Origin of the sequence: Curtobacterium sp. MMLR14_010 (assembly GCF_001865015.1) — a bacterium.
In the GTDB taxonomy this organism is placed as follows: Bacteria; Actinomycetota; Actinomycetes; order Actinomycetales; family Microbacteriaceae; genus Curtobacterium.
Map to the genome: position 1 here is coordinate 43,792 of NZ_MJGV01000046.1, position 25,761 is coordinate 69,552.

Genomic DNA, 25,761 nt, shown 5'->3' on the forward strand with positions numbered 1-25,761 from the left:
GACAGAACCCACCAGGAAGGCACCAGCCATGACCGACACCGCAACCACCGCGGTCGAGACGTCGTCGGCGCCCGGTGTCGGCCGGATCGCCCGTGTCACGGGTCCCGTCGTCGACATCGAGTTCCCGCATGACGCCATCCCCGAGATGTACAACCTCCTGTTCACGACCATCACCATCGGTGAGTCGTCGCAGGAGATCGGCCTCGAGGTCGCGCAGCACCTCGGTGACGACCTCGTCCGTGCCATCTCCCTGAAGCCGACCGACGGCCTCGTCCGTGGTCAGGAGGTCCGTGACTCGGGCGCCCCGATCTCGGTCCCCGTCGGCGACGTCACCAAGGGCAAGGTCTTCGACGTGCTGGGCAACGTGCTCAACACCGACGAGAAGCTCGAGATCACCGAGCGCTGGCCGATCCACCGCAAGGCCCCGGCCTTCGACCAGCTCGAGTCGAAGACCTCGATGTTCGAGACCGGCATCAAGTCCATCGACCTCCTCACCCCGTACGTGCAGGGTGGCAAGATCGGCCTCTTCGGTGGCGCGGGCGTCGGCAAGACCGTCCTCATCCAGGAGATGATCCAGCGCGTCGCGCAGGACCACGGCGGTGTGTCGGTGTTCGCCGGTGTCGGTGAGCGCACCCGTGAGGGCAACGACCTCATCGGTGAGATGGAAGAGGCGGGGGTCTTCGACAAGACGGCCCTCGTGTTCGGCCAGATGGACGAGCCGCCGGGGACGCGTCTCCGTGTGGCCCTGTCGGCGCTGACGATGGCGGAGTACTTCCGCGACGTGCAGAAGCAGGACGTGCTGCTCTTCATCGACAACATCTTCCGCTTCACGCAGGCCGGCTCCGAGGTCTCGACGCTGCTCGGTCGCATGCCGTCCGCCGTGGGCTACCAGCCCAACCTCGCCGACGAGATGGGTGTGCTCCAGGAGCGCATCACCTCGACGCGTGGTCACTCGATCACCTCGCTGCAGGCGATCTACGTGCCGGCTGACGACTACACCGACCCGGCTCCGGCCACGACGTTCGCGCACCTCGACGCCACGACCGAGCTCTCCCGCGAGATCGCGTCGCAGGGGCTCTACCCGGCCATCGACCCGCTGACCTCCACGTCGCGGATCATGGACCCCCGGTACCTGGGCGCCGACCACTACCAGACGGCCACGCGCGTCAAGCAGATCCTCCAGAAGAACAAGGAACTGCAGGAGATCATCGCCATCCTCGGTGTCGACGAGCTCTCCGAAGAGGACAAGATCACGGTGGAGCGCGCACGTCGCATCCAGCAGTTCCTCTCGCAGAACACGTACATGGCGAAGAAGTTCACGGGTGTCGAGGGCTCCACGGTGCCGCTCAAGGACACCATCGAGTCCTTCGCAGCCATCGCCGACGGCGAGTTCGACCACGTCGCGACCCAGGCGTTCTTCAACGTCGGTGGCATCAACGACGTGGAAGAGAAGTGGTCGCAGATCCAGAAGGAGAACCGCTGACATGGCGGGTCTCACCGTGAGTGTCGTCTCGGCCGACCGCGAGATCTGGTCGGGCGACACCTCCATGGTCGTCGCACGCACGACCGAGGGCCAGATCGGCATCCTCGTGGGGCACGAGCCGATGCTCGCGATCCTCGCGCAAGGCCAGGTCCGCATCACGCGTGCCGACGGCTCCACCGTCGCGGTCGACGCCGAGGACGGCTTCCTCTCCGTCGAGCACGACACGGTCACGATCGTGGCGCGGCAGGCCGCGCTGGCGTCCTGACCGGACTGACCGTCCTCCTCCCGCCGTCCGAGACGAAGCGGGAGGGCGGGGACACGGGTTCCACCCTCGACCTGGGTGGGCTCTCGTTCCCGGAACTGGTCCACGAACGGGCCGCGGTGATCACCGCGGCCCGTTCCGTCAGTTCCGAGGAGTCCTCTGCGCGGACGGCGCTCAAGCTCGGCCCGAAGTCGATCACCGAACGCTTCAGGAACCTGGCGTTGACGACGTCGCCGACGTTGCCGGCGATCGAGCGCTACACCGGTGTCCTCTACGACCCGCTCGACGTCCCGGCCGCATCCGCCGATGTCCGCGCCTGGTGGTCTCGACACGTGGTCGTGCAGTCCGCGATGTTCGGCCCCATCGGCGCCGGTGACCCCATCCCGGCGTACCGGCTCTCACACGACGCTCGACTCGGGTCGCTGCGGCTCGCGTCGCACTGGCCGGGTCCGTCGCGGTCCGTCCTCCGTGCCCGCTCCGACGGGCTCGTGCTCGACCTGCGCTCCGAGGGGTACCGCGCGCTCGGTCCGGTCGACGGCGCCGTCACGCTGCGCGTCGTGAGCGCGGACGGCTCCGGTCGACGCAAGGCCCTGAACCACTGGAACAAGACCGCCAAGGGCCGACTGGTGTCGCTGTTGGCCAGGACCGACGCAGCCGTCGAGTCGATGGACGACCTGGCCGACTGGGCGTCGCAGGCCGGCGTGGTGCTCGACCGCGTCGACGACGGGTGGGACCTGGTCGCCGAGAGCCTGCAGCCGGCTCCGGTCTGAGCGGACGATCCGTCCACAGGAACCGGGTCGGCCCGGTTCTCCACGGGGTCACGACCAGCCCCGGTCGGGAGGCCCGGATCGCGTCACGATGGCGCCATGAACGCCATCGCCCTCCGAAGTCCTGACTCCCTGATCGTCGGCCGGTCCCGTGAGATCGCTGCCGCAGTCACCCTGCCGGTCGCCGCCGCCGCGCTGGTCGCGGCCGGCACGGCGCCCCTCACCCCGCGCGGCAGCGCCGCGGTCTCCACCGCGTGCGTCGCCCTGGCCACGCGGATGGCCCTGATCCGGCACGTCGGTGCCCCGGCCGGTCGGACCCCCTCGGTCGTCCGGCCCTTCGACCCGTTCCACGACCCGACGCCGCTCGCCCTGCAGGGGACCGGCCCCGCACCGGACAGAGACCGGCTCCGGACCGCGGGGGACCGGTGCGTCCGGCTGTGGCAGGACTGGCGCCTGCAGGGGTGCCCCGACGACGAGCGACTCGGGGCTGCCGGGGCGCTCGCACTCGGCGCGTGGTGCTCCTGGGCGCTCGGGTCCCCGGAGCGCGCCAGGACCCGGGCCCGGCACGCGCTCGACACCGTCCCCGACGACGCCCTCGCCGGACTCGTGCTCCGGTCGGTCCGGGCGCGGACGGCTCCGGCGTGGTGGGGGTGATGCCGGGTGCACCGGATCGTCTACGGTGGTGACGACGAGGAGAGAGGCCCCTGGTGCACGACGACGGCGACGACATCGAGGACACGGTCCTCCGTCCGCGCCATCGTGCCGTCGGCACCGACCGTGCGTCCGACGCCGTCGAGGACACCGTCATCCGCGTCCCGCTGCGACCAGGGGGAGCCGTCGACGCACGGTCCGACCGTCTGATCGACCTCACGACACCGCCAGGGGTCCCTGCCAGCGCAGACGCAGCGCTGCCGGCCCCCGAGGACACGGCGGCGTCGGACCCCGAGGACACGGTGGTCCGGGCCCGCGGGGGCCGGACACCCGGAGGCCCGCCGCCCGGAGGCCAGACACTCGGAGGCCGGACACCCGCTGGGGCGACCGGTCTGCCGGGCGTCCCCCCGAGCCTCCCGGACGTCGTCGAGCCGCCGCGTGCGCGCGTGCCGTCGATCCGGGTCGCCGACCGGGTGATCCGACTCGACCGGCCGGTCGTGGTCGGACGACGACCGGCGCTCCCGCGCGTGGTCCGCGGACCGGAGCCCGAGCTCGTCGTCGTCCGTTCCCCGTCCGGGCAGGTGTCGTCCTCGCACGTGGCCTTCCACGCCGAGGGAGAGGCCGCCGTGGTGGACGACCTGCGCTCGACCAACGGCACGGTGGTCCGGCCCGCCGGAGCCGCTGCCTACCGGATGCCGTCCGGTGCGTCGATCGTGGCGTTGACCGGTACGGTAGTCGAGATCGGGGACGGCATCGGGATCGAGATCCTCTCGCCACACCTCCGCGTGACGCCACCGGCGGACGACTTCCCGACGTCCCCACCGCCACGCAGCACCACCCGTTGACCGGCACGCCCACGACCCCCCAGAGAGCGATCGAAGACCGTGACCGAACTCGGCCGAGCAGCCGCCTCCCACGCCATCGACGTCCCCGGAGCGGGCGGCGCCACCCTGACGCTCTCGTGGGGAGCGGCCACCGACATCGGCCGTCGGCGTGACCACAACGAGGACAGCTACATCGTCGAGGCCCCCTTCTTCGTCGTCGCCGACGGCATGGGCGGGCACCTCGCCGGCGACCGCGCGAGCGACGCGGTCGTGCGGCGCCTCGGGGACTCGGCCACCGGGCCGTTCGGGTCGCGGGAGACGATCCAGCACGCACTGCTGCTCGCGACCGCCGACATCGAGCGCGCGGCCGGCGGCAACGCGATCGGCGCCGGCACGACGGTCACCGGGCTCGCCCTCGTGCAGGCCGACGGCCAGCCCGCCGCCCTCGTGTTCAACGTCGGGGACTCGCGGACCTACCGTGCGGAGAACGGGGTCCTGCGACGGATCACGGTCGACCACTCCGTCGTCCAGGAGATGGTCGATGCTGGCGTCCTGCGCGCTGAGGACGCCGAGGCACACCCCGACAGCAACGTGATCACCCGGGCCGTCGGCTTCGGGGAACCGCCGGAGCCGGACTGGTGGACACTGCCGCTGCGCACCGGCGACCGCTACATCATCTGCTCGGACGGCCTGACGAAGGAGATCGGCGACGCCGGCATCGGCCGCATCGCCGCGAAGGTCGTCGACCCGCAGGAGCTCGCCGAGCGACTGGTCGGCGACGCCCTGGTGGCGGGCGGCCGGGACAACGTGACGGTCGTGGTGCTGCAGGTGGACGACGCCCCGGTCGACCGCGAACTCGAGGACACGCTCCCGCGCCGCTGACCCGACCCCCGAACTGGGGCGCGATCGGGGTTTCCCGCGCACGCGTGAGCAGATCAGCGACGGTCGGCATCCGTAGACTTGACCGCCTGGACCAGCAACAGGCCGCGTGGGCCGGAAGGAGGAGCCGTCATGGTGCGACGCCTGCCCTCCAGCCCGCCGGTCATCGCCGGCTTCAGCCCCGTCCACGTCCTCGGTTCCGGCGGCTTCGCGGACGTCTTCCTCTACGAACAGGACATGCCCAGACGGCAGGTCGCGGTCAAGGTCCTGCTCGACGAGGTCGTCGACGACCGCGTCCGGCAGATGTTCCAGGCCGAGGCGAACCTGATGGCGCGCCTCAGCACGCACCCGTCGATCCTCACGGTCTTCCAGGCGAGCGTCGCGTCCGACGGGCGGCCCTACCTCGTGATGGAGCTCTGCTCGTCTTCGCTGAGCGAGCGCTACCGCCGCGTCCCGGTGCCGGTGTCCGAGGTCCTCTCGATCGGCGTCCGGATCGGCTCCGCGCTCGAGACCGCCCACCGCGAGGGCGTGCTGCACCGGGACGTCAAGCCCTCCAACATCCTGCTCACCGCGTACGGCAACCCGGTGCTGTCGGACTTCGGGATCGCGGCCACCATCGGGCAGGCCGACCCCGACGAGCCGATCGGCATGTCGATCCCGTGGTCCGCTCCCGAGGTCCTCATCGACGAGTCCCGCGGCACGATCCAGTCCGAGGTCTACTCGTTGGCGGCCACCGTCTTCTCGCTCGTCGCCGGGCGCAGTCCCTTCGAGGTCCCCGGCGGCAAGAACGGCGCAGCGGACCTGATGGCTCGGATCGACAAGGGCGGTGTCAAGCCGACCGGTCGCACCGACGTGCCGCCGTCGCTCGAGCGCCTGCTCGCGACCGCGATGTCCCGGAAGACGCAGCTCCGCCCGGCCACGGTGATGGAGCTCGTCCGCGGCTTCCAGCAGGTGCAGGCGGAACTCGGGCTGCCGCAGACCCCCGCCGACGTCGCCGTCGAGTCCTGGGCCATCGCCACACCCATGCCCGACGGGGACCGGACGATGGTCCGAGAGCTCCAGCCGCCGAGCCGGGTCAGCCGACGACGACGCACACGACGCCCGGTGCAGGGCGGCCTGGCCGCGACGGGCTCGCGCAGCGTCGGCACGGTGCACCGGACCGGCTCCACCACGCGGGCGCGACGGTCGTCCCGGCGCACGGTCGCCTGGGCCGCGTCGCTCGCGGGCGTCGTGGTGGTCGCGGTCGCGGTGGCCGCGATCGTGGTGGTGGGTCGGGTCGGGTCCGGCGCGATCCCCACGGTCTCCGACATCCGCGCCACGACGACGGGCCAGTCCGTCACGTTCCGCTGGGACGACCCGGGCCTCGACGCCGGTGACACGTACGTCATCTCCTCGAACGGGTCGTCGAGCCAGCAGTCCGGCACCTCGTTCGTCGTCGCCGGTGACCGTGGTGACCAGGAGTGCATCTCCGTCGCCGTGAACCGGGACGGCAAGACCGGGGCAGCCAGTGCCGAGCGGTGCGCCACCGTCGGGAGCGGCTCGTGATCCGTCGCCTCGTCGCCCGGCACCGGTCAGCTGCGGTGACCGCCGGCGTCTCGGTGCTCGTCGGTGCGCTCGTGGCCGGAGCCGCGGTCGTGTCGAGCGGGTACCACACGCAACGGGTCGACCTCGGCGACGGCACGGTCTGGGTGCCCTCCGCGGAGTACGGCGCCGTCGGCCGCGCGAACACCGCGGTCCTCGAGCTCAACACGGCGATCGAGGCCTCGACCGACTCGCTCTCGGTGCTGCAGCGCGGCTCCACCGTCTACAGCGTCGACGAGACCAAAGGCACGGTCGCGAAGGTCGACGTCGCCGACGCCACGGTCGGTGACGCCGTCACGCTGCCGTCCGGGTCGCCGCAGGTCTTCTTCGCCGGGGACACGGCGGTGATCGGCAACGAGGACACCGGCGAGCTCTGGTCCACCCCCGCAGCGGACCTGGCCGACTTCGACGCCTCGACCAAGGCCGACCTGACCCTCGGCGCCGACGCCGTGTTCGACGCCGCCGACGACCACGTCGCCGTCTACTCGCCGCGCACCGGCACCGCGTCCCTCGTGCAGGTCGGCACCACGCTGTCGGTGTCCGAGCGGTGGGACGTCCGCATGGACCGCAAGGACGACTTCCAGGTCGCGGCCGTCGGCACCCACGTCGCCGTGCTCGACCGCACCTCGGGTCGTCTCTCGATCGACGGAGACACCGTGGACGTCGGTGCTCGGGTCGGCGGGTCGCCGGCACTGCAGACGTCCTCGGCCGACGGTGACGCGGTCGTCGTCGCCGGCGCTGCCGGACTCGTCCGCGTGACCCCCTCCGGCACGGCGACGCCCACCGCGCTGGCGGTCTCCGGTCGTGCCGCACGACCGTTCGTCGACGGCACTTGCACGTTCGGGGCGTGGAGCGGTGGCCAGGCAGTCGACACCTGCACCGGTCGTGCACTCCAGCGGCTGGACCGGATGCCGGGCGGCGCGGCGCTGCAGATCATGCACAACGGGGGCACCGTCGTCGCCAACGACCCGTCGACCGGACGCTCCTGGGCGATCGACCGCAGCGGCCAGCTCATCGACAACTGGGCCGACCTCATCACCCGCGACGACGACCAGCAGCAGGAGCAGGTCTCCGACGACGACCCGGAGGTCGAGAAGGACCAGAAGCCGCCGGTGGCGGTCGACGACGACCTGGGTGCCCGTCCGGGACGCACCACGAGCCTCCCGGTCCTGCTCAACGACCACGACCCGAACGGCGACCCGATCGTCGTCAGCGAGGTCAGTGACGTCAGCGGGTCCGGTGCGCGCGTCACCATCGTCGACGACGGCCAGCGGCTCCAGGTCGCGCTGTCCTCGCGCGCGTCGGGCACCGTGACGTTCCGGTACACGATCACCGACGGCAACGGCGGTTCGGACACGGCCACGGTCCGGGTGACGGTGCGGTCGCCGTCGCAGAACTCACCGCCGCGCCAGGTCCGGGACACCTCCGCCGACGTCGTGCAGAACGGGCACGTCTCGACCGACGTGCTCGGTGACTGGGTGGACCCGGACGGCGATCCGGTCTACCTGCGGCGTGCGACGGCGTCCGACCGTGACCGCGTGTCGACGACCCCGGACGGTCTCCTCGACTTCCGCAACGCCAGCGGCCGCACCGGTGACCGCAGCGTGCAGCTCGTCGTCAGCGACGGCACCGCCGACGGCCGCGGGTCGCTGACCGTCCACGTCGCCAAGCAGGGGAGCGTCCCGTTGCGGGCCGACGCGTTCCCCGTGCAGGGGTACGCGGGAAAGCCGTTCTCCGTCTCGCCGCTCGAGCACGTCCGCGGCGGCAACGGCACCGTGACCCTGACGAGTGTCTCCTCGACGAGCGGTGTGACGATCACGCCCAGCTACGACGCCGGCACCTTCCGCGTGCAGAGCAGTGCGGTCGGCGACCACCAGGTCGAGTACACCGTGACCGACGGCACCAAGACCGCGAGCGGGGTCGTGCGCATCACCGTGCTCGCGCCGCCGGACGCCTCGACCGCGCCGATCACCACGCCGAAGACCGTCTTCGTGAACACGCTGTCCACGAAGGACACCGACGTCACCGCGACCGACATCGACCCGGCGGGGGGCGTGCTGCTCGTGACCGCCCTCGACGGGCCGACGCGGGCGTCCGGTGTCCAGGCGAGCGTCCTCGACCAGCACACGGTGCGCGTCACGCTGACGGCCCCGCTCGACGGACCGGTGACCTTCGGCTACACCGAGACGAACGGCCTGGCGTCCTCGACCGGGTCGATCACGGTGGTGGAGATCCCGAAGCCCGACCGGATCCAGCCGCCGGTCGCGCAGCCCGACACCGCCACGGTCCGCGTCGGTGACGTCACGGACATCGACGTGCTGGCCAACGACACCCAGCCGGAGGGTGAGCCGCTCACGCTGCAGCCCGACCTCGTGCAGAACGTGCCGGGTGACGGCGGGCTGCTCTTCGCCTCCGGTGACCACCTGCGCTACCTGGCTCCGGAGACGCCGGGCAACTACACGGCGGTCTACCGGGTCGCCGGCCCGGACGGGCAGTCCGCGGACGCGGCCGTGTCGATCTCCGTCCGCGAGCAGGACAGCGCGACGAACAACCCGCCGGTGCCGCAGACGGTGACCGCCCGCGTGGTGGCCGGGCAGTCCGTCCGCGTGTCCGTGCCGTTGAACGGCATCGACCCGGACGGCGACTCGGTGCAGCTCGTCGGCGTGGCCTCGAACCCGGACAAGGGATCGGTCAGCGACGTCAGTTCCGACTCGCTCACCTACGACGCCGGCGACTACTCCGCCGGCACCGACGAGTTCACCTACACGGTGGTCGACGCCCTCGGGGCCCGTGCGACCGGGACAGTCCGCGTCGGCATCGCAGCGCGGGCCGAGCAGGCCTCGAACCCGATCGCCGAGGCCGACCACGTGACGATCCGGCCAGGCGGCTCGGTGACCGTCCGTGTCCTGCAGAACGACTCCGACCCCGAGGGCGGTCGACTCTCGGTCCGCAAGGCCGAGCCGACGGCCTCTGGCGTCACGGCGAAGGTGCTGCGCGGGCAGGAGATCCGCGTCCGCCCGCCGTCGTCCGCCACCCGAGGCGACTTCGCCGTGCTCTACACGGCGGCGAACCAGAGCGGCGGGTCGAGCACGGCGTTCCTCACGGTGACCGTCGACCGGGACGCCCGCCCACTCCGTCCCGAGGTCGACGACACCACCCTGGACCTGCAGGACATCCTCCGGCGGAAGACCGTCACCGTCGACGTGCTCCGGAACGTCTTCTTCGCGGAGGGCAGCACGTCCGACCTGCGCGTCGGCGTGGTCGACGGCTACGGTGCCGCGGCTCGGCCGACCGACGACGGGCGCATCGTGGTGACGCTCGCCGACGCTTCCCAGGTGATCCCGTTCTCGGTCGCCCGGGCGGACCACCCGGACATCGTGTCCTACGGGTTCATCCACGTGCCCGGGTTCGACGACGCCCTCCCGCAGGTGAACCGCAGCGCCGGCACCGTGACCGTGACGAGCGAGTCGACCGTCAGGATCCCGCTGTCGAAGTACGTCGTCACGGCGAACGGGGAGACCGCGCGGGTCACCGACCCTGGCACGGTCAAGGCGACGCACGCCGACGGCGGCAGGCTGACGGTCGACGCCTCGACGCTGCAGTTCCGGTCCGCGAAGCTCTACTACGGCAACGCGTCGATCTCGTTCGAGGTCACCGACGGCTCGAGCGCCAACGGCGGCAAGGGCCGCGTGGCGACGCTCGTGCTCCCGGTGAAGGTGACACCGCGCTCGAACCAGCCGCCGGTCTTCACCGGGTCGACGATCGACATGCAGCCCGGGGAGTCGCGCACGATCGACCTGTCGAAGCTGACCGACTACCCGTACCCGCAGGACCTCCCCGAGCTGAAGTACTCCGTCGTGAGCCGTCCGGCTGCCGGCACGACCGCGACGGTCTCGGGCCAGCAGCTCACCGTCCGGGTGGCCGACACCGCGAAGAAGGACACCACCGCGACCATCGGCGTCGGTGTCACCGACGCGGCGAACGCCGGACGATCCGGGCTCGTGACCGTCGACGTCGTCGGGTCGACCCGACCGCGCGTGCAGCCCGGCGCCGACACCGCCATCGCCAAGCGCGGACAGTCGACGACGATCGACGTGCTGGCGAACGACCAGCCGACCAACCCGTTCCCCGACGAGCGGCTCCGGGTCGTGGCGATCCGCGGGCTGTCCGGCGGGGTGCCGTCCGGCGTGACGATCACGCCGAGTGCCGACAACTCGCGGCTGCAGGTCAGCGTCGCTGCCTCGGCCAAGCCCGTCAACACGAACCTGCAGTACCAGGTGGCGGACGCGACCAACGACCCGGACCGGTACGTCTGGGGTGACGTGACGATCGCGGTGCAGGACGTCCCCGACGCCCCCGGCGCTCCGGTGCGGACGGGCGGTTTCGACGGCGGACAGGCGACGCTGACGTGGTCGACACCGCAGGCGAACAACTCCCCGATCACCGGCTACCGCGTCACGGGGACGAACGGCGTCGCGAAGGACTGCGGCACCGCGACGGTCTGCACGGTCACGGGCCTGGACCCGGCAGCGTCGTACCGGTTCTCGGTGAGCGCGGTGAACGCCGTGGGGCAGTCGGCACAGTCGGCGCAGTCGGCCCAGATGAGCGCGGACTTCGTGCCGGCAGCACCGTCGGGCATCACCGTCACGGCGGACAGGACCACCCCGAACCGCCTGGACGTCCGATGGAACGCCGTGCCGCGCCCGAACCGGGGCACACCGGTCGGGAACTACGTCGTCAAGATCGACGGGCCGAGCGCCTCGACGAGCAAGAACGTCGGCGCGACCACGTCGACGTCGTTCGACGGCCTGCAGAGCGGCGGGAGCTACACGGTCACCGTGTCGGCGCGGAACCAGGCGGACCGCGACGGGACCGTCGTCAAGTGGAACACCAGCAGCGGCAGCGGCACCGCGATCGGGAAGCCGGCGACCCCGACGATCACCGCGACCCCAGAGCGCCGTGACGGCCAGACGACGGTGTCCATCGCCGCCACCGAGACCGACTGGGCGGGTGGCAGCAGCTCGATCCGGATCGTCCGCTACCCGCCGGGGCGCGACATCCCGGGCGGCTGCTCGACGACCGGGTCGGACAAGTCCTGGTCGAGTGCGAGCGCCAGCGACTCCCTGGGCTCGAACGGCGACTTCCAGTACGTCGCCCTCGCTGACAACGGCCTGTTCTGTGTCCCGAGCGCGCCGACGACGGTGGAGGGGTACCAGGCCCCGGGGCAGCCGACGGCGCTGATCTCGGTCCGCCAGCAGGACCCGGACGCCGGGACCTTCGGCATCCGCATCACCGGCGCCACGGCGGTCCCGAGCGCGAACGGCACGGTCGACCACTACGCCTACTCGACGGACGGACAGAACTACACGACCATGTCCGACCGCTCGGACTGGGTCGCCGATCCGCGGTGGGGCGTGGTGACACGGGTCTCTGTCGTCGCCTGCGCGGACAGCACCAACAACTTCTGCGGTCCGCCGCTGGTGCAGGACGGCCTCCGACCGGTCCTGACCCGCGCGGCCATCCCTGACACCTACGACGCCGGCAGCCAGGTGACGGTCTCCGCGCCACCGCCGAACGCCGGAGCGGGCCCGCAGCAGTACCGCGTCACGACCTGCCCCGTGCTGAACGTCGGCCTCAACTGCACGACCGGCGTGTACACGCCGGACGCGCTCCCGACCGTGCCGGACCAGGGGTCCGTCACCGTCGCTGCGATCGTCGACGGCCACGAGGACGGCAACCCCCCGACCGCCACGGTCAACCCGGCGCCGGCCCCGCAACCCGACCCGCCGACCGATCCCGAGCCCGCCCCGTCCCAGCCCGAGGACCCGGCAGGATAGTGGCGGACCAGCCACCCTCCCGCTTCCGACCACGACACACGAGGACCCACATCGCATGACCATGACCCCGGAGCAGGCCACCTGGTTCGCCGACGTCGCCGGCCGCATCGTGACCAACGTCGAGCAGGTGCTCCTCGGGAAGACGTTCGTGATCCGCCTGGCGGTCACGGCGATGCTCAGCGAGGGCCACCTCCTCCTCGAGGACGTCCCCGGCACCGGCAAGACGAGCATGGCCAGGGCGCTGGCGCAGAGCGTGCAGGGGTCGACGAACCGCATCCAGTTCACGCCGGACCTGCTGCCGGGCGACATCACCGGCATCAGCGTCTACGACCAGCGTCGGCAGGAGTTCGAGTTCCACCGGGGCCCGGTGTTCTCCAACATCGTCCTCGCCGACGAGATCAACCGTGCGAGCCCGAAGACGCAGTCCGCCCTGCTCGAGGCGATGGAGGAGTCCGCGATCACCGTCGACGGCGTCACCCACCGGCTGGCAGCGCCGTTCATGGTCATCGCCACCCAGAACCCCATCGAGCAGGCCGGCACGTACCGCCTGCCCGAGGCGCAGCTCGACCGCTTCCTGATGAAGACCTCGATCGGGTACCCGGACCACGCCGCGACGGTGAAGATCCTCGAGACCTCCTCGGCCCCCGCGTCGTCGGTCCCGATCGCGAGCGTCGTGCCGGCGGCCACGATCACCGAGATGGCGGCCGTCGCGCGGACCGTGCACGTCGACCCCACGATCGCCGACTACGTCGCCCGCCTGGTCGACGCCACCCGGTCGGCCAGCGAGGTCCGGCTCGGCGTCAGCGTCCGCGGTGCGATGGGCCTGATGCGCGCCTCGCGGGTGTTCGCTGCCGTGAGCGGGCGGCACTACGTCACCCCCGACGACGTGAAGGCCCTGGCCGAACCCGTCCTGGCCCACCGGCTGGTCCTCGACGCCGAGGCCGAGTTCGACGGCGTGAGCCCGTCGAGCGTCATCTCGCAGCTCCTGGTCGAGACCGCACCACCCGCCGACCGAGCCGCCGCGTGACCGATCGCCGGCCAGTCTCCACGCGCTCGCGCCGTCCCTCGTCGACGCGGTCGCGTCGCTCGAGCACGGTCCACGAACGCACGGGGACGGTGGCCGGCGTCACCAACGTCCGCACCCGCCTGGTCGGCGACCGTGACGGGGTCGCCGCCGAGGCCGTGGTCGGGTTCGTCCGCCTGTGGCGCACGGCCAGGAGGCACCTCGCGCGTTCCTGGGACGAGGTCTCGTCCGTCGTCACCGGCCTGGGCTGGACGGTGGCGGTCCTCACGCTCGTCGCGTTCGTCGTCGGGTACCGCTTCGGTCTGCGTGAGGTCGTGGTCGTCGGCTTCGCCGGCGCCCTGCTCGTCGCGGTGGCGGCGATCGCACTGATCGGACGCTCACGCCTGCTCATCCGCATGAGCCGCCCGGTCCGCCGGGTCGCGGTGGGAGACGACGCCGCGGTCACCGTGACGGCGGAGAACCCCACGCGGTTCCCCTCGGTTCCCACCACGGTGGAGGTCCCCGTCGGCTCCGGGCTCGTCGACGTCGCGATCCCCTCGATCGCCCCGCACTCCACCTTCGAGCGCGCGGTCCCCGTCCCGACGCTCCGCCGCGGGGTGCTCGACGTCGGCCCGGTGACCGGCGTCCGCGCCGACCCCGTGGGGCTGGTCCGCCGGGAGCTCGTGTGGACCGATCGCGAGCAGGTCATCGTGCACCCGCGCACCGTCGCGATCCCGTCGACGAGCACCGGACTGGTCCGTGACCTCGAGGGGCAGGCCACGACCGACCTCTCCCCGGCGGACATCTCGTTCCACGCGATCCGCGAGTACATGCCCGGTGACGACCCCAGGACCGTGCACTGGAAGTCCACGGCGAAGACCGGCGCGCTCATGGTGCGCCAGTTCGAGGACACCCGACGGTCCCACCTCGTGGTCGCGCTCGGGCTGTCGCGCGCCGAGTTCGCGGACGAGGACGAGTTCGAGCTGGCCGTCAGCGCGGCGGCGTCCCTGGGCAGCCGGGCCGTCCGCGACGGCCGCGAGGTCACGGTCGTCGTCTCCGAACGCACCCCGGAGTTCGCCAAGCGCGCGGTGTACGCCGTGCACCGGCTGCCCACCGTCACCCCGACCCGGCTCCTCGACGCCTTCGCCTCGGTCGCCCTCGCCGACGCCACCCTGCCGGTGGCCGAGGTCGCGCGCATCGTCGGCACCGACACGGCCGGCATCTCCGTCGCGTTCCTCGTCGTCGGGTCCACGATCGGGCTGCCCGCGCTCCGCCTCGCCGCCACCCGGTTCCCGGTCGGCGTCGAGGTCGTCGCGGTCATCTGCGAGCCGGAGGCCATGCCGCGCTTCGTCCGAGTGCCCGGGCTCACGGTCATGACGATCGGCTACCTCGACGACCTCCGGCACGCCCTCCACCGGTCGGCCGCGGCATGAGCGCCCCCGCCAGCGTCCCCGGCAGCGCGCCGGCGCGGTCGCGCCGCGACGACCGCCGGGCTGACCGCCGGAACGCCCGCCGGGTCTCTGTCCCGAGGCTCATCGGCGGCACGCTCGTCGTCTGGCTGCTCCTCGCCGTGGCGAGCGTCGCCTGGTGGCCGATCCACCGGTCGGACGCCATGGTCGTCGCCGCGGTGACCGCCGTGGTCGGTGGCACCGTGGTCGCGCTGCTCGGCGCCGTGTACCGACTGCCCGCGGCCGCGGTGGCCGTCGCGACGGTCGCCCTCTTCGCCCTCACCGGCGTGCCGGCGGCGGTCCCCAGCCAGGCGAGGGGACTGCTGCCCACCGGCCAGGGCCTGCTCGACCTGTTCTCCGGCGTGGCCCTCGGCTGGAAGCGCCTGGTGACCATCAGCCTTCCCGTCGGCAGCTACGAGGCCCTGCTGGTGCCGTTCTTCGTGACGATCCTGCTGGCCACGGTGACGGCCGTGACGGTGGCGACCCGAGCCTCCCGGCAGGAGCTGGCGAGCATCCCGCCACTGGTGCTGCTCGCGGCCGGGATCGTCCTGGGGCCGAGCCGCCTCGACACCTCGATCGCCCTCGCGGTGGTGCTCACCGGCATCGCGCTGGTGTGGGCGCTCACGGTGCGCCACGCGCGCCGGGCCGTGGCCGTGGCGCGGACCATCGGGGCCCGCGTGGCGGTCCGCCGGTCCGTGCTGCGGCCGGCGCTCGTCGGTACCGGGACCATCGTGGCGGCCGCGGTCGTCGCGACCGGACTCGGGCTCGTCGCACCGCCCGCGACCTCGCGCACCGTCGCGCGGACCGACGTCGTCAAGCCGTTCGACCCCCGCGACTACGTCAGCCCGCTGAGTGGGTTCCGGGCCTACGAGGAAGCGGCGCAGGCGGACACGACCCAGCTGCGTGTGACCGGGCTGCCGCAGGGCGGCTTCGTCCGGATCGCCACGCTCGACACCTGGGACGGAGTCGCCTACCGGGTCGGTGGTCCGGACGGGTCGTCGGCCTCCGGCACGTTCGAGCGGGTGCCGACCACGGTCGACGTCCGCGGCGTCCGTGGGACGACCGTCGACGTGGGGGTGACGGTCGACGGGTACCGCGGTGTCTGGCTGCCGACCGTCGGCGACCTCGAGTCGGTGCGCTTCGCCGGCACGACGGGGGACCGTCAGCGCGCGTCGTTCTTCTACGACCGGGCCACCAGCACCGGCGCCGTCGTGGGCGGGATCGCTGACGGCACCCGGTACGACCTGTCCGCGGTCGTCCCCGACCAGCCGACGGAGCAGCAGCTCGCGCGCGCGCGCCCCGGGACGGCGTCGGTGCCGGCGCCCCGCAACGTGCCCGAGTCGGTCCGCGACACCGTCGACGCGACGACCGCCGACGCGGAGACGGACGGCGCGAAGCTCCTGGCGATGATCCGTGCGCTGCAGCGGAACGGGTACGTCAGTCACGGCGTCGGCGACGACCGTGCCAGTCGGTCCGGGCACGGGGCCGACCGCATCCAGGAACTCCTGACCGCGCCGCTGATGATCGGCGACCAGGAGCAGTACGCCGTGGCGGCGTCGCTGATGGCGCAGCAGATCGGCTTCCCGACGCGGGTGGTGCTCGGGTTCGCCTCCGGGGGTGACTCGGGCGCAGCACGACCAGGGGCCACCGTGTCCGGCGTGACGACCCTGCGCGGCTCCGACGTCACCGCCCGCATCGAGGTCGACACCGCGCAGTGGGGCTGGGTGACGATCAACCCGAACCCCGCCGTGCGCGAGATCCCCCGGAACGAGGACCAGACCCCGCAGCCGGTGACCCGTCCGGAGACCGTCGTGCCGCCGCCCCCTGCCGAGCAGCAGGACCAGGACCAGCAGGCACCGCCGCAGACCGACCGGGACACCCCCGACCAGCCGCCGCTGTGGCTGCAGATCCTGCTCGCCGCCCTGCCGTGGGTGCTCGGCACGCTCGGGTTCGTCGCCCTCGTGCTGCTGCCCTTCATCGTCATCGTGGCGGTCAAGCGCGCCCGTCGCCGTCGGCGTCGCCGCGGGCCGGACGCCCGGTCGCGCATCACCGGGGCGTGGGACGAGTACCGCGACGCCCTCCTCGACCACGGCCACCCGGTCCCCGCCGCCGCCACCCGCCGCGAGGTCGGCGTGGGTGCTCCCGGCACCGGCGGCACCGGTCTCGCCGCACTGGCCGACCGCGCGGTGTTCGGCCCCGCCGAGCCCGACGACCGCGCTGCCGACCGGATGTGGCAGGCGACGGAGACCGCGATCGGCACCCTGCAGGAGGGCCAGAACCGCCGTGCGCGGTTCCGCACGGCGGTCTCGCCGCGGTCGTTGCGCACGGACGCGGTCGCGGCACGCGTCCGGGACGCCGCGCGCACGCGGGCCCACAGCGCGGTGGTCGGTGGTCGCCGAGGACGCGGAGCCGACGGTGACTACGATGTCCGGAGGCCCGCCGAGCGTCGCAGCGGGCCGGACGAGGACAGAGGCAACCTGTGATCAGATGCGAACACTGCGGATCGGTGCTCCCCGACGGAGCGATCTTCTGCGGTGAGTGCGGGCGTGCGGTGAGCGCGGCTGCCAGCCGCCGGACCGTCGCTCCCGAGCCCGTCGATCGTGGCACCCCGCCGCCGCTCCAGCAGCCGGACGCCCACGGGCGCCGCCAGGACCCGGCCGCCGAGGCCTGGCTGCCGGAGTCGACGCTCGACCCGGCCACCCGCGCCTGGCTCACCGGCGCAGACCGCCGCGAGGAGCACCCGCCGGCGGTGCCGGTCAGCACGCCGGACTCCTTCGCGCCGCGCACTGCGCCCACCCACGTGCACGGGGCCGGCAGCGGCCTGGGCGAGTGGAACGGACGGCAGGAGGCTCCGGCCGTGCCCGGGGAACACGTCGCGCCCGCTGCCGAGCACGACCGCTCGGCGCCGCAGCACGGCGTCAGCGAGGACGACCCCGAGGTCACTCGGGTCGCGCCGCGGGCCCAGGCGCCCACGGCGGCACCGTCACCGAGCACGGCTCCGGCCGCCGGCCCGGTTGCTCCGGCGGGCGAGTCCGTCGACCAGGGCCCCTCGCCGGTCGTCGAGCCGGCCACGCCCTTCTGGGCACCGCCGCAGGAGCAGCAGGCACCCGCGGCTCCGAGCGCACCGTCGTGGTGGATCGGCCGTACCACCGACGACCGGGCGACCGCGGAACCGGACGACACGGGGACGGTCGCTGACACGTCGACGGTCGCCGGGACGGGTGCCGAGACGTCGACGGTCGCAGGCGCAGGGGCCGCTGACCACGCTCGGCCTGACGACGCTCGGCTCGACGAGGCGGCTGACGGTGCCGCCGCCGACGACACCGCCCGCTCTGGGGACACCGCCGTCGTCGAGCCGCTCGTCGACCGGCAGCCCCCGCGGCCCACCTCCCTGGTCCAGCCGGGAGCCCATCACCCGACCACCTGCCACGTGTGCGGGCACCAGCTCGAACCCGACGACATCTTCTGCAACGAGTGCGGCGCCGTCCGACCGGCGGTCACCGCGGCCTTCACCGGTCCCGTGATGCCGTTGCCGATGCTCCGGCCCGACTGGGCCGCGCGTGACCTCGACACGACGGACGGGGACGAGGCGACTCCGGCGGTCGACGACGAACCGGCCATGCCGGATGAGCCGGTCGTGGACGCCTCGGCGTCCCACGCGGGGGAGCACGAGGGCGCGCCGCTCGCGGCACCGCTCCCGCCGTTGCCCGGTGCGGCTCACGACGCCGGAGACCAGCACGGCCAGGAGGCTCAGGGCGCGTCCGTCACGGACGCTCCGCCTGTTGACGTGGTGTCGACGGGTGGCGTGGTCGAGGACGCACCTGCGGTCGACGAGGTCGACGCAGTCGCTGCGGACGTCGATGTCGCTCCGGACGACGAGGTCCCTGCGGACGTCCAGGTCGCTGCGGACGTCGATGTCGCTCCGGACGACGAGGACGTGGACGAGACGCGGATCGTCTCGAAGACGCCGACCCGGGCGCCGTTCGTCCTGCACTTCAGCACCGGCGAGCGGCTCGGCCTGCACGGCACGGCGTTGTTCGGGCGGCTTCCCCGCCCGGAGCCCGGCGAGCGGTTTGACGACCTGCTCACCATCCACGACCCGGGCAAGTCGGTGTCGAAGACGCACCTGGAACTCGGGCGGGACGGCGACGACCTCTGGGTCTCCGACCGGTTCTCGGGCAACGGATCGGTCATCCGCCACATCGACGGCTCGATCCGGCGCTGTGAGCCGGGCCGGCGCTACCGCGTCGAACGGGGCGCGCGCGTGGACGTCGGCGAGCAGTTCTTCCTCGTGCAGTAGTCCCGTGTGGTGGAGGGACACTCCTCCACAGCACGGACGACGGGCCGGTCCATCCACGGATGGACCGGCCCAGCCCGTTTCGTAAGTCGCCGTGCGGTGGACTCAGGACATGCGCGCATCGGTCGTCCGGCTCCTCGTCCTCGCCTCGGCGGTCCTCCTCGGCGCGGTCGCACTCGTTCACGGCGCGATCGCCGGTGTCGCCTGCGCCGCGTGTCTGTTGGTCGTCGCCGCGCTGGTGCGGGACCCCGTCGGCGTCGAGCACGAGCCGGAACTCCCTGCCGCGCACCTGCCGGTCGAGCTCGACGTCCCCGTCGTGGCACCCCTCGACGGGCTCACGGTGGGGACCGACCCCGACGGGCAGCTCGTCCGCCTCGACGCCACCGCGGGGATCGTCGTGATCGGCCACGGAGCCCTCGCCGTCGGCGTCTTCACGGCGCTCGCGGCGGCGCTGAGTGCAGCGGCGCGCGACACCGACGTGGTCCGCCTCGCCGCGGGGGAGGCCCTCGCCCTGCCGGCACCACGTGGGGGAGTGCCGGACGGCACGGCCGTCGCGGTCGTGCTCGACGAGTCGGGTGTCCGTCTCGCGTCCGTGGTGCTGGTCCCGGACCTCCGGACGGTTCCGCGTCGACCGGCGTCCACGGTCGAGGTCAGTCGGTACGGGTGCTCGGTGCGCGCCGACCCCGACGCGCCACGCAGCGTGGTCGTCGTGCCGGCACTGCCAGCGCTCGAGCCGCTAGGGCCGCTGGACCCCTTGGTGCCGACGACCGTGGCGGCTGCGGCTGCGGCTGCGGCGAGGGTGACGTGCTCGGTGTCGTCGTCAGCGTCGTCGGCGGGGTCGGTGTCGGCGCCGGACGGCACCGCGAGGACCGCCGCATGACGCGCGCCGTCAGCGTGACCCGGAGGTCAGCGCAGCCCGTCCCCGACCCGGACGGACCCGACGGGCACCCCACCACCGAGGACCTTCTCACCGGTGGCCGCGAGCACGTCAGCCACGCCGTCGGCCGGCACCAGGCCGTTGCGCTGCAGCAGGGTCAGCGCAGCGAGCGTCCCGGCGCGGAGCGCTCCGTCGAGGACCTTGACGACGACCGCTGCGCCGCCGGGCACCGCCATCACCATGACCCCCTCGGCACCGAGCTTGGCGACGAGGCCCAGGCGCTCGATCGTCACCGTGTTGGCCCGCCCGACCCCGTCGATGGCCCAGGCGTTCGCCAGCACCGCATCGGTGAGCGCGGCCGTGTCCGCGTCCGACCGCTGGACGAAGCCGGCGAGCCCCCGGGCCAGGCCGGTCAGCGTCAGGGGGAACACCGGGGCGCCGCAGCCGTCCGTGCCGACCAGGTCGACGACCTCGCCCGTGGCGTCCTCGACGGTGGACCGCACGAGCTGCTGCAGCGGGTGCTCCATGTCCAGGTAGGTGGCCTCGTCCCAGCCGTTCACACGGCAGGCAGCGAGCATGCCGGCGTGCTTGCCGGAACAGTTCATGGCGAGTCGTCGTGGACCGGTCATCGTCTGCGCCGTCGCTCGGTCGAACGGCATGTCCGGCGGGCACCCGAGGTCGTCCTCGACGTGGTCGAAGGACGCGAGCATGTGTTCGGCCAGTGCCTGGTGCGACGGCGTCCCGGCGTGGCTCGCGGTCGTCATGACGAGTTCCGGTCCGGAGAACAGCGCTCCGGCTCGGCGGACCGCCAGCGCCTGGAACGGCTTCATGGTGGACCTGGGGTAGATGCTCGCGGTCGGGTCACCGACCGCGTCGAGCACGACACCGCTCGCGTCCACCACGACCCCCGCGCCGACATGCCGGCTCTCGTCGAACCCGGAGCGCTCGAGCACCGCCAGCTCGACGGACCCCTCCGCGGTGAGAGGATGGCGGTCGGTGCGGACTTCGGTGCTCTCCGTCATACCGCGATGGTACCGAGCAGCAGCGTGCCCCAGCAGCAGCGGTACCCGGCAGCAGCGCCACGCACCAACAGAGCAGCAGCGCGACCGAGACGAGGAGCCACCGTGCAGGACCACAGCTACGAGGTCGCCGTCCGCTGGACCGGCGACCGGGGGACCGGCACGAGCGGGTACCGGGAGTACGGCCGCGACCACGTCATCAGTGCCGCGGGCAAGCCGGACGTCGACGGCTCGGCGGACCCGACGTTCCGCGGCGACCGCGACCGGTGGAACCCGGAGGAGCTCCTGACGGCCGCGCTCGCGCAGTGCCACATGCTCAGCTACCTGCACGTCGCCGTCACCCAGGGCTTCACGGTCCTGGCGTACGAGGACCGCGCGACCGCCAGCCTCGACCTCAACCGCGACGGCTCGGGGGAGCTCACCGGCGCGATCCTGCACCCGGTGGTCACCATCGCGGAACCGGACCGCGTGGCCGACGCCGAGGCCGCCCACGCCCAGGCGAACGCGCTCTGCTTCATCGCACGCTCCGTGGCCTTCCCGGTGCACCACGAGGCGACCACGCTCGTGGCCCCGCAGGTCGACGAGAGCGCACTCGGATCAGACTCATCGACTGCGTGAGGCAGACTGGGTCCTCGTGAAGCGTCTCCGCCTGCTCCCGATCGCCCTCGTGCCCGTCGTCCTCCTCGGCCTCGCCGCCTGCTCCGGCTCCGGATCCGGGGGTGCGTCGTCGTCGCCCTCCGCCTCCTCGAGTGCGACGCCGGCCGCGATCACCAGCTGCCCGAAGCCCGGCAAGTCCTCCGATGCGATCGACGTGTCCGGCGCCTTCGGCGGGAAGACCGCGCCGACGGTGAAGTTCGACAAGGGCCTCACGGCGTCCTCCCCGCAGGCCTCGACCGTCATCAAGGGCTCCGGCGACGACCTGAAGTCCGGCCAGTTCGCGCAGGTGGCCTACAGCGTCTACCAGGCGTCGAACGCCAAGAAGCTCGGCACGGTCGGCTTCGACCAGGGCAACCCCCAGGTGCTGACGGTCGGCGGCAGCGGCTTCGGCGCGCTCCTGGCCTGCTCGACCGTGGGTGACCGCATCGCCGCGATCGGCTCCTCCCCGGCGCTCGGTTTCACCACCGGTGGCGACATCGTGGTGGTCGCCGACGTCATCGCGAAGACGCCGACCAAGGCCACGGGCACCCCGCAGGACCAGAAGTCCGACCTGCCGACGGTCAAGGACAAGGCCGACGGCGAACCGGAAATCACCATCCCCGACGTCGCAGCACCGAAGACCACCACCGCCGAGGTCATCAAGCAGGGCGACGGCGACGCGGTGGCCGAGGGCGACACGGTGCTCGTGCAGTACAAGGGCGTCGTCTACGACGGCGGCAAGGAGTTCGACTCCTCGTGGTCGAAGGGCGCCCCGACGACGTTCACGATCGCCGAAGGCCAGCTCATCAAGGGCTTCGTCACCGGACTCGTCGGCCAGAAGATCGGTTCGCAGGTGATGATCGTCGTCACCCCCGAGGACGGCTACGGCGCGACCCCTCGTGAAGGATCTGGGATCCCGAAGAACGCCACGCTGGTCTTCGTGGTCGACCTCCTCGCCAAGGGCTGACCGACCGCGAGAGCCGTCACTGGGAACGAGAGAGGGGGCGACGCACTGGGCGTCGTCCCCTCTCTTTGCGCGGTGCGATCAGCGCGAGATCTTCACCACCGTCACCGGACGTGCCCATTCGATGTTCACGCCCGCGTTGTAGTTGTATGCAGCGCCGTTCGAAGCCGCGTAGCTCGTGCGGCGGTCGCCCGCGCCGACACGAATGATGTTCTTCCAAGTGCCGGACTTCGTACCGGTCCCGGTGTAGCCGTACGGGATACCCGTCGACGACCTCATGCACGCGCTGGTCGTCGTGCAGCCGGGACCAACGGAGACGAGCGCTCGCGCGGACGAGCGGAAGGCGGCCAGCGCTGCACCGGTGTCTGGATCGACGAGCGCTTGCACGTTGCCCCCGCCCTCGAGGATGGCTGCTGCCTCCGCCGGTGACTGGGTTTCCCGCAGAGCAGACAGGCGAGCGTGGACAGCTGCAGAAGCGGCCGTTGCGTCCGTTGCGAACGCGGCTTGAGGCGCAACGACGACCCCCGCAACCACCAGACCGGTCGCTGCAAGTGCAACGAGTTTCATCTTCATTGAGTTCTTCCTCTCGTGTGGACCGTGCGGTCGCCGCGAACCTAGCAGGAAGCGAAAGTGTGATGTACGTATATCGCGTAAGAAGCATGAAGAGGGATGCCGAGTAGCGTTAACAGCCATGGACACCACCCCGGCCCGTCGCCGCGTCGTCATCCTCGGCAGCACCGGCTCCATCGGCACCCAGGCCCTCGACGTCATCGCGCGGAACCCCGACCGTTTCGAGGTCGTCGGGCTCACCGCCGGCAGCAACGCCACCCTGCTCGCCGAGCAGGCCCGGGCGTTCGACGTCCGCGAGACCGCGCTCGGGGCAGCCGACGCCGAGCGCCTGGTCCGCAGCGTGGAGGCCGACGTCGTCCTGAACGGCATCACCGGTTCGGTCGGCCTCGGCCCGACGCTCGCGACGCTGGAGACCGGCGCGACGCTGGCCCTGGCGAACAAGGAGAGCCTCATCGTCGGCGGTCCGCTCGTGCAGGCCGCCGCTGCGCCCGGGCAGATCGTCCCCGTCGACAGCGAGCACTCCGCCATCGCCCAGGCCCTCCGCTCGGGCGCGGACACCGAGGTCCGTCGGCTGGTCCTCACCGCGAGCGGCGGTCCGTTCCGCGGACGAAGCCGCGAGGAGCTCCGCGACGTCACGCCCGCGCAGGCGCTCGCGCATCCGACCTGGGACATGGGCCTCGTCGTCACGACGAACTCCGCGACGCTGGTGAACAAGGGGCTCGAGGTCATCGAGGCCCACCTGCTCTTCGGCGTGCCCTACGACCGCATCGACGTCACCGTGCACGCGCAGTCGATCGTGCACTCGATGGTCGAGTTCGTCGACGGCTCCACCATCGCGCAGGCGTCGCCCCCGGACATGCGCCTGCCGATCGCGCTCGGCATGGCCTGGCCGCACCGGGTGCCGGAGGTCGGGGTGCCGCTCGACTGGACGACCGCCAGCACCTGGACCTTCGAACCGCTCGACACGGACGCGTTCGGTGCGGTCGTCCTCGCCAAGCGCGTCGGCGAGCTCGGCGGCACGTACCCGGCCGTCTTCAACGCCGCGAACGAGCAGGCGGTCGCCGCGTTCCACGCCGGCGCGATCGGCTTCCTCGACATCGTCGACACGGTCGAGCGCATCGTCGAGACGCACACGCCGGGGGAGTCCTCGCTCGAGGGCGTGCTCGCCGCGGAACGCTGGGCACGCGAGGCTGCGGACCGCGCGCTGGTGCGCTGACGCGCTGACCAGGCCGGGAGGCTCGACGCACCACCCAGCGCGCGCTCGGCTGGTTCTTCGAATCAGTCCCGTACGCTGCTCCGGTGACCGTCGGAACCGTGCTCCTGTTCGTCCTCGGCGTCGTCGTCTTCATCGTCGGCCTGCTGATCTCGATCGGGCTCCACGAGCTCGGTCACCTCGCGTTCGCCAAGCTCTTCGGGGTCAAGGTGACGCAGTACTCGCTCGGCTTCGGCAAGGCGATCTGGTCCTTCCGCCGCGGGGAGACCGAGTACGGCATCCGGCCGATCCTGCTCGGCGGCTACATCTCCATGGTCGGGATGCTCAAGCCGCGCGCGTCCGGCCGGGCGATCACGAACACGGGCATGTACAGCGCGTTCATCCAGGACGCCCGCCAGGCCAGCGCCGAGCAGATCGCGGAGTCCGGCGGGGACGACTCCCGGGCGTTCTACCGCCTCACCCCGTGGAAGCGCATCATCGTGATGGTGGCCGGCCCGGCGATGAACCTGGTGATCGGCGTCCTGCTCTTCGGCGTGCTGCTCGTCGGGTTCGGCGCGCCCACCACCACGTTCACCTCCCGGGTCGACTGTGTCCTGCCGACGACCGCGAGCACCAGCTGCTCCCCGGACGACGCCGTCTCCCCGGCCAAGCAGGCGGGGCTGCGGGCCGGCGACGTCGTCGTGGCGATCGACGGCAAGCAGGACCCCACGATCACGCAGGTCTCCGACGCCTTCCAGAAGTCGGCCGGCACGGCCGTCTCGGTCGTGGTGCAGCGCGACGGCGAACGCAAGACCGTCGAGGTCACCCCGACCCTCGCGACACGCGACGTCTACGACGCCGAGGGCAAGATCGTCGAGCGGGCCGACGGCACGGCGAAGACGCAACAGGTCGGCGTCGTCGGGGTCAGCATCGGGCAGACCCTCGTCCGGCAGTCGCCCGCCGCGGTGCTCCCGGCGACGGGCGCGCAGATCGGTGCCTCGGTGCACCTCATCGTCGACCTGCCGCAGCGCCTCGTCGCGGTGTGGAACGCGGCGTTCGGGTCCCAGGCCCGCTCGGCCGACAGTCCCGTGTCCGTGGTCGGCGTCGGTCGGGCGATCGGTACCGTCTCGTCGATGAGCGGCGTGCCCGTGGTCGACAAGATCTACACGATCCTCGGCCTGCTGGCCTCGCTCAACATCGGGCTCTTCGTGCTCAACATGGTGCCGCTGCTGCCCCTGGACGGCGGGCACATCGCCGGGGCGCTGTGGGAGGCCGTCAAGCGCCGCGCGTTCAAGCTCGTCGGCAAGGCGGACCCGGGTGCGATCGACCTCGCGAAGACGATGCCCCTCACGATGGTCGTCGTCGTGCTGCTGGCCGGCATGAGCGCCCTGCTCATCTACGCCGACATCGTCCGGCCGGTCAACCTCTTCGGCTAGCGGCTGTCCGGGGTCGTCGGGCAGCACTACGCTCT

19 protein-coding genes are annotated in these 25,761 nt (G+C 72.2%); 17 read left to right on the top strand and 2 right to left on the bottom strand.

Features of this window, described 5'->3' with window-relative positions; translation table 11 throughout:
- The first annotated feature begins 28 nt into the window (after window positions 1-28).
- The 13 genes from atpD to BIU98_RS08840 all read left to right on the top strand — a co-directional run bounded on the left by atpD (window position 29) and on the right by BIU98_RS08840 (window position 19,912).
- On the top strand, window positions 29-1,483 hold the full coding sequence (gene atpD / locus BIU98_RS08780; RefSeq protein WP_071274944.1) for a F0F1 ATP synthase subunit beta: 1,455 nt from the start codon (window positions 29-31) through the stop codon (window positions 1,481-1,483).
- A 1-nt stretch (window position 1,484) separates the two neighbouring features.
- Window positions 1,485-1,748 carry a F0F1 ATP synthase subunit epsilon gene (locus tag BIU98_RS08785; RefSeq protein WP_071274948.1) on the top strand — a complete coding sequence of 88 codons (264 nt, stop codon included), beginning with the start codon at window positions 1,485-1,487 and terminating at the stop codon, window positions 1,746-1,748.
- 5 nt (window positions 1,749-1,753) lie between these two features.
- On the top strand, window positions 1,754-2,515 hold the full coding sequence (locus tag BIU98_RS08790) for a YaaA family protein (RefSeq protein WP_071274951.1): 762 nt from the start codon (window positions 1,754-1,756) through the stop codon (window positions 2,513-2,515).
- Between the two features lie 96 nt (window positions 2,516-2,611).
- Entirely contained in the window at window positions 2,612-3,166 is a 555-nt protein-coding gene (locus BIU98_RS08795) for a hypothetical protein (protein WP_071274954.1), read from the top strand.
- 53 nt (window positions 3,167-3,219) lie between these two features.
- Window positions 3,220-4,008 carry an FHA domain-containing protein gene (locus tag BIU98_RS08800; RefSeq protein ID WP_071274957.1) on the top strand — a complete coding sequence of 263 codons (789 nt, stop codon included), beginning with the start codon at window positions 3,220-3,222 and terminating at the stop codon, window positions 4,006-4,008.
- A gap of 39 nt (window positions 4,009-4,047) precedes the next feature.
- Window positions 4,048-4,869, top strand: coding sequence for a PP2C family serine/threonine-protein phosphatase (locus BIU98_RS08805; RefSeq protein ID WP_071274960.1), 822 nt, complete (start codon window positions 4,048-4,050; stop codon window positions 4,867-4,869).
- Between the two features lie 129 nt (window positions 4,870-4,998).
- Window positions 4,999-6,411, top strand: a complete 1,413-nt coding sequence (locus BIU98_RS08810; RefSeq protein ID WP_071274964.1) for a serine/threonine-protein kinase — start codon at window positions 4,999-5,001, stop codon at window positions 6,409-6,411.
- On the top strand, window positions 6,408-12,284 hold the full coding sequence (locus BIU98_RS08815) for an Ig-like domain-containing protein (RefSeq protein WP_139200641.1): 5,877 nt from the start codon (window positions 6,408-6,410) through the stop codon (window positions 12,282-12,284). The genes BIU98_RS08810 and BIU98_RS08815 overlap by 4 nt, the downstream gene beginning before the upstream one ends.
- Before the next feature lie 55 nt (window positions 12,285-12,339).
- Window positions 12,340-13,311, top strand: a complete 972-nt coding sequence (locus BIU98_RS08820; protein ID WP_071274970.1) for a MoxR family ATPase — start codon at window positions 12,340-12,342, stop codon at window positions 13,309-13,311.
- An 89-nt stretch (window positions 13,312-13,400) separates the two neighbouring features.
- Window positions 13,401-14,720 carry a DUF58 domain-containing protein gene (locus BIU98_RS08825; RefSeq protein WP_071274973.1) on the top strand — a complete coding sequence of 440 codons (1,320 nt, stop codon included), beginning with the start codon at window positions 13,401-13,403 and terminating at the stop codon, window positions 14,718-14,720.
- Window positions 14,717-17,218: a transglutaminaseTgpA domain-containing protein gene (locus tag BIU98_RS08830; protein ID WP_071274976.1), complete on the top strand. Its 2,502-nt coding sequence runs from the start codon at window positions 14,717-14,719 to the stop codon at window positions 17,216-17,218. The genes BIU98_RS08825 and BIU98_RS08830 overlap by 4 nt, the downstream gene beginning before the upstream one ends.
- 23 nt (window positions 17,219-17,241) lie before the next feature.
- Window positions 17,242-19,035, top strand: coding sequence for a hypothetical protein (locus BIU98_RS08835; protein WP_071274979.1), 1,794 nt, complete (start codon window positions 17,242-17,244; stop codon window positions 19,033-19,035).
- Between the two features lie 109 nt (window positions 19,036-19,144).
- On the top strand, window positions 19,145-19,912 hold the full coding sequence (locus BIU98_RS08840) for a hypothetical protein (protein ID WP_071274982.1): 768 nt from the start codon (window positions 19,145-19,147) through the stop codon (window positions 19,910-19,912).
- Window positions 19,913-19,938: 26 nt separating this feature from the next.
- On the opposite strand, the gene BIU98_RS08845 is transcribed toward BIU98_RS08840, so the two are convergent.
- A complete protein-coding gene (locus BIU98_RS08845) occupies window positions 19,939-20,931 on the bottom strand; it encodes an asparaginase (protein WP_071274985.1) in 993 nt (330 codons plus the stop codon).
- A gap of 102 nt (window positions 20,932-21,033) precedes the next feature.
- Here BIU98_RS08845 and BIU98_RS08850 point away from each other — a divergent pair, with 102 nt between their 5' ends.
- Complete coding sequence (locus BIU98_RS08850; RefSeq protein ID WP_071274988.1) at window positions 21,034-21,546, top strand: OsmC family protein; 513 nt, start codon at window positions 21,034-21,036, stop codon at window positions 21,544-21,546.
- A gap of 16 nt (window positions 21,547-21,562) precedes the next feature.
- Entirely contained in the window at window positions 21,563-22,531 is a 969-nt protein-coding gene (locus BIU98_RS08855; protein WP_071274991.1) for an FKBP-type peptidyl-prolyl cis-trans isomerase, read from the top strand.
- 78 nt (window positions 22,532-22,609) lie between these two features.
- Here BIU98_RS08855 and BIU98_RS18930 read toward each other — a convergent pair whose 3' ends face one another.
- Complete coding sequence (locus BIU98_RS18930) at window positions 22,610-23,101, bottom strand: hypothetical protein (RefSeq protein ID WP_139200643.1); 492 nt, start codon at window positions 23,099-23,101, stop codon at window positions 22,610-22,612.
- Between the two features lie 118 nt (window positions 23,102-23,219).
- Between BIU98_RS18930 and dxr the strand changes: the two genes are divergently transcribed.
- Both dxr and BIU98_RS08870 read left to right on the top strand, forming a co-directional pair.
- Window positions 23,220-24,314, top strand: coding sequence for a 1-deoxy-D-xylulose-5-phosphate reductoisomerase (gene dxr / locus BIU98_RS08865; protein ID WP_071275005.1), 1,095 nt, complete (start codon window positions 23,220-23,222; stop codon window positions 24,312-24,314).
- A gap of 83 nt (window positions 24,315-24,397) precedes the next feature.
- Complete coding sequence (locus BIU98_RS08870) at window positions 24,398-25,726, top strand: RIP metalloprotease (RefSeq protein WP_175481326.1); 1,329 nt, start codon at window positions 24,398-24,400, stop codon at window positions 25,724-25,726.
- Window positions 25,727-25,761 lie beyond the last annotated feature (35 nt).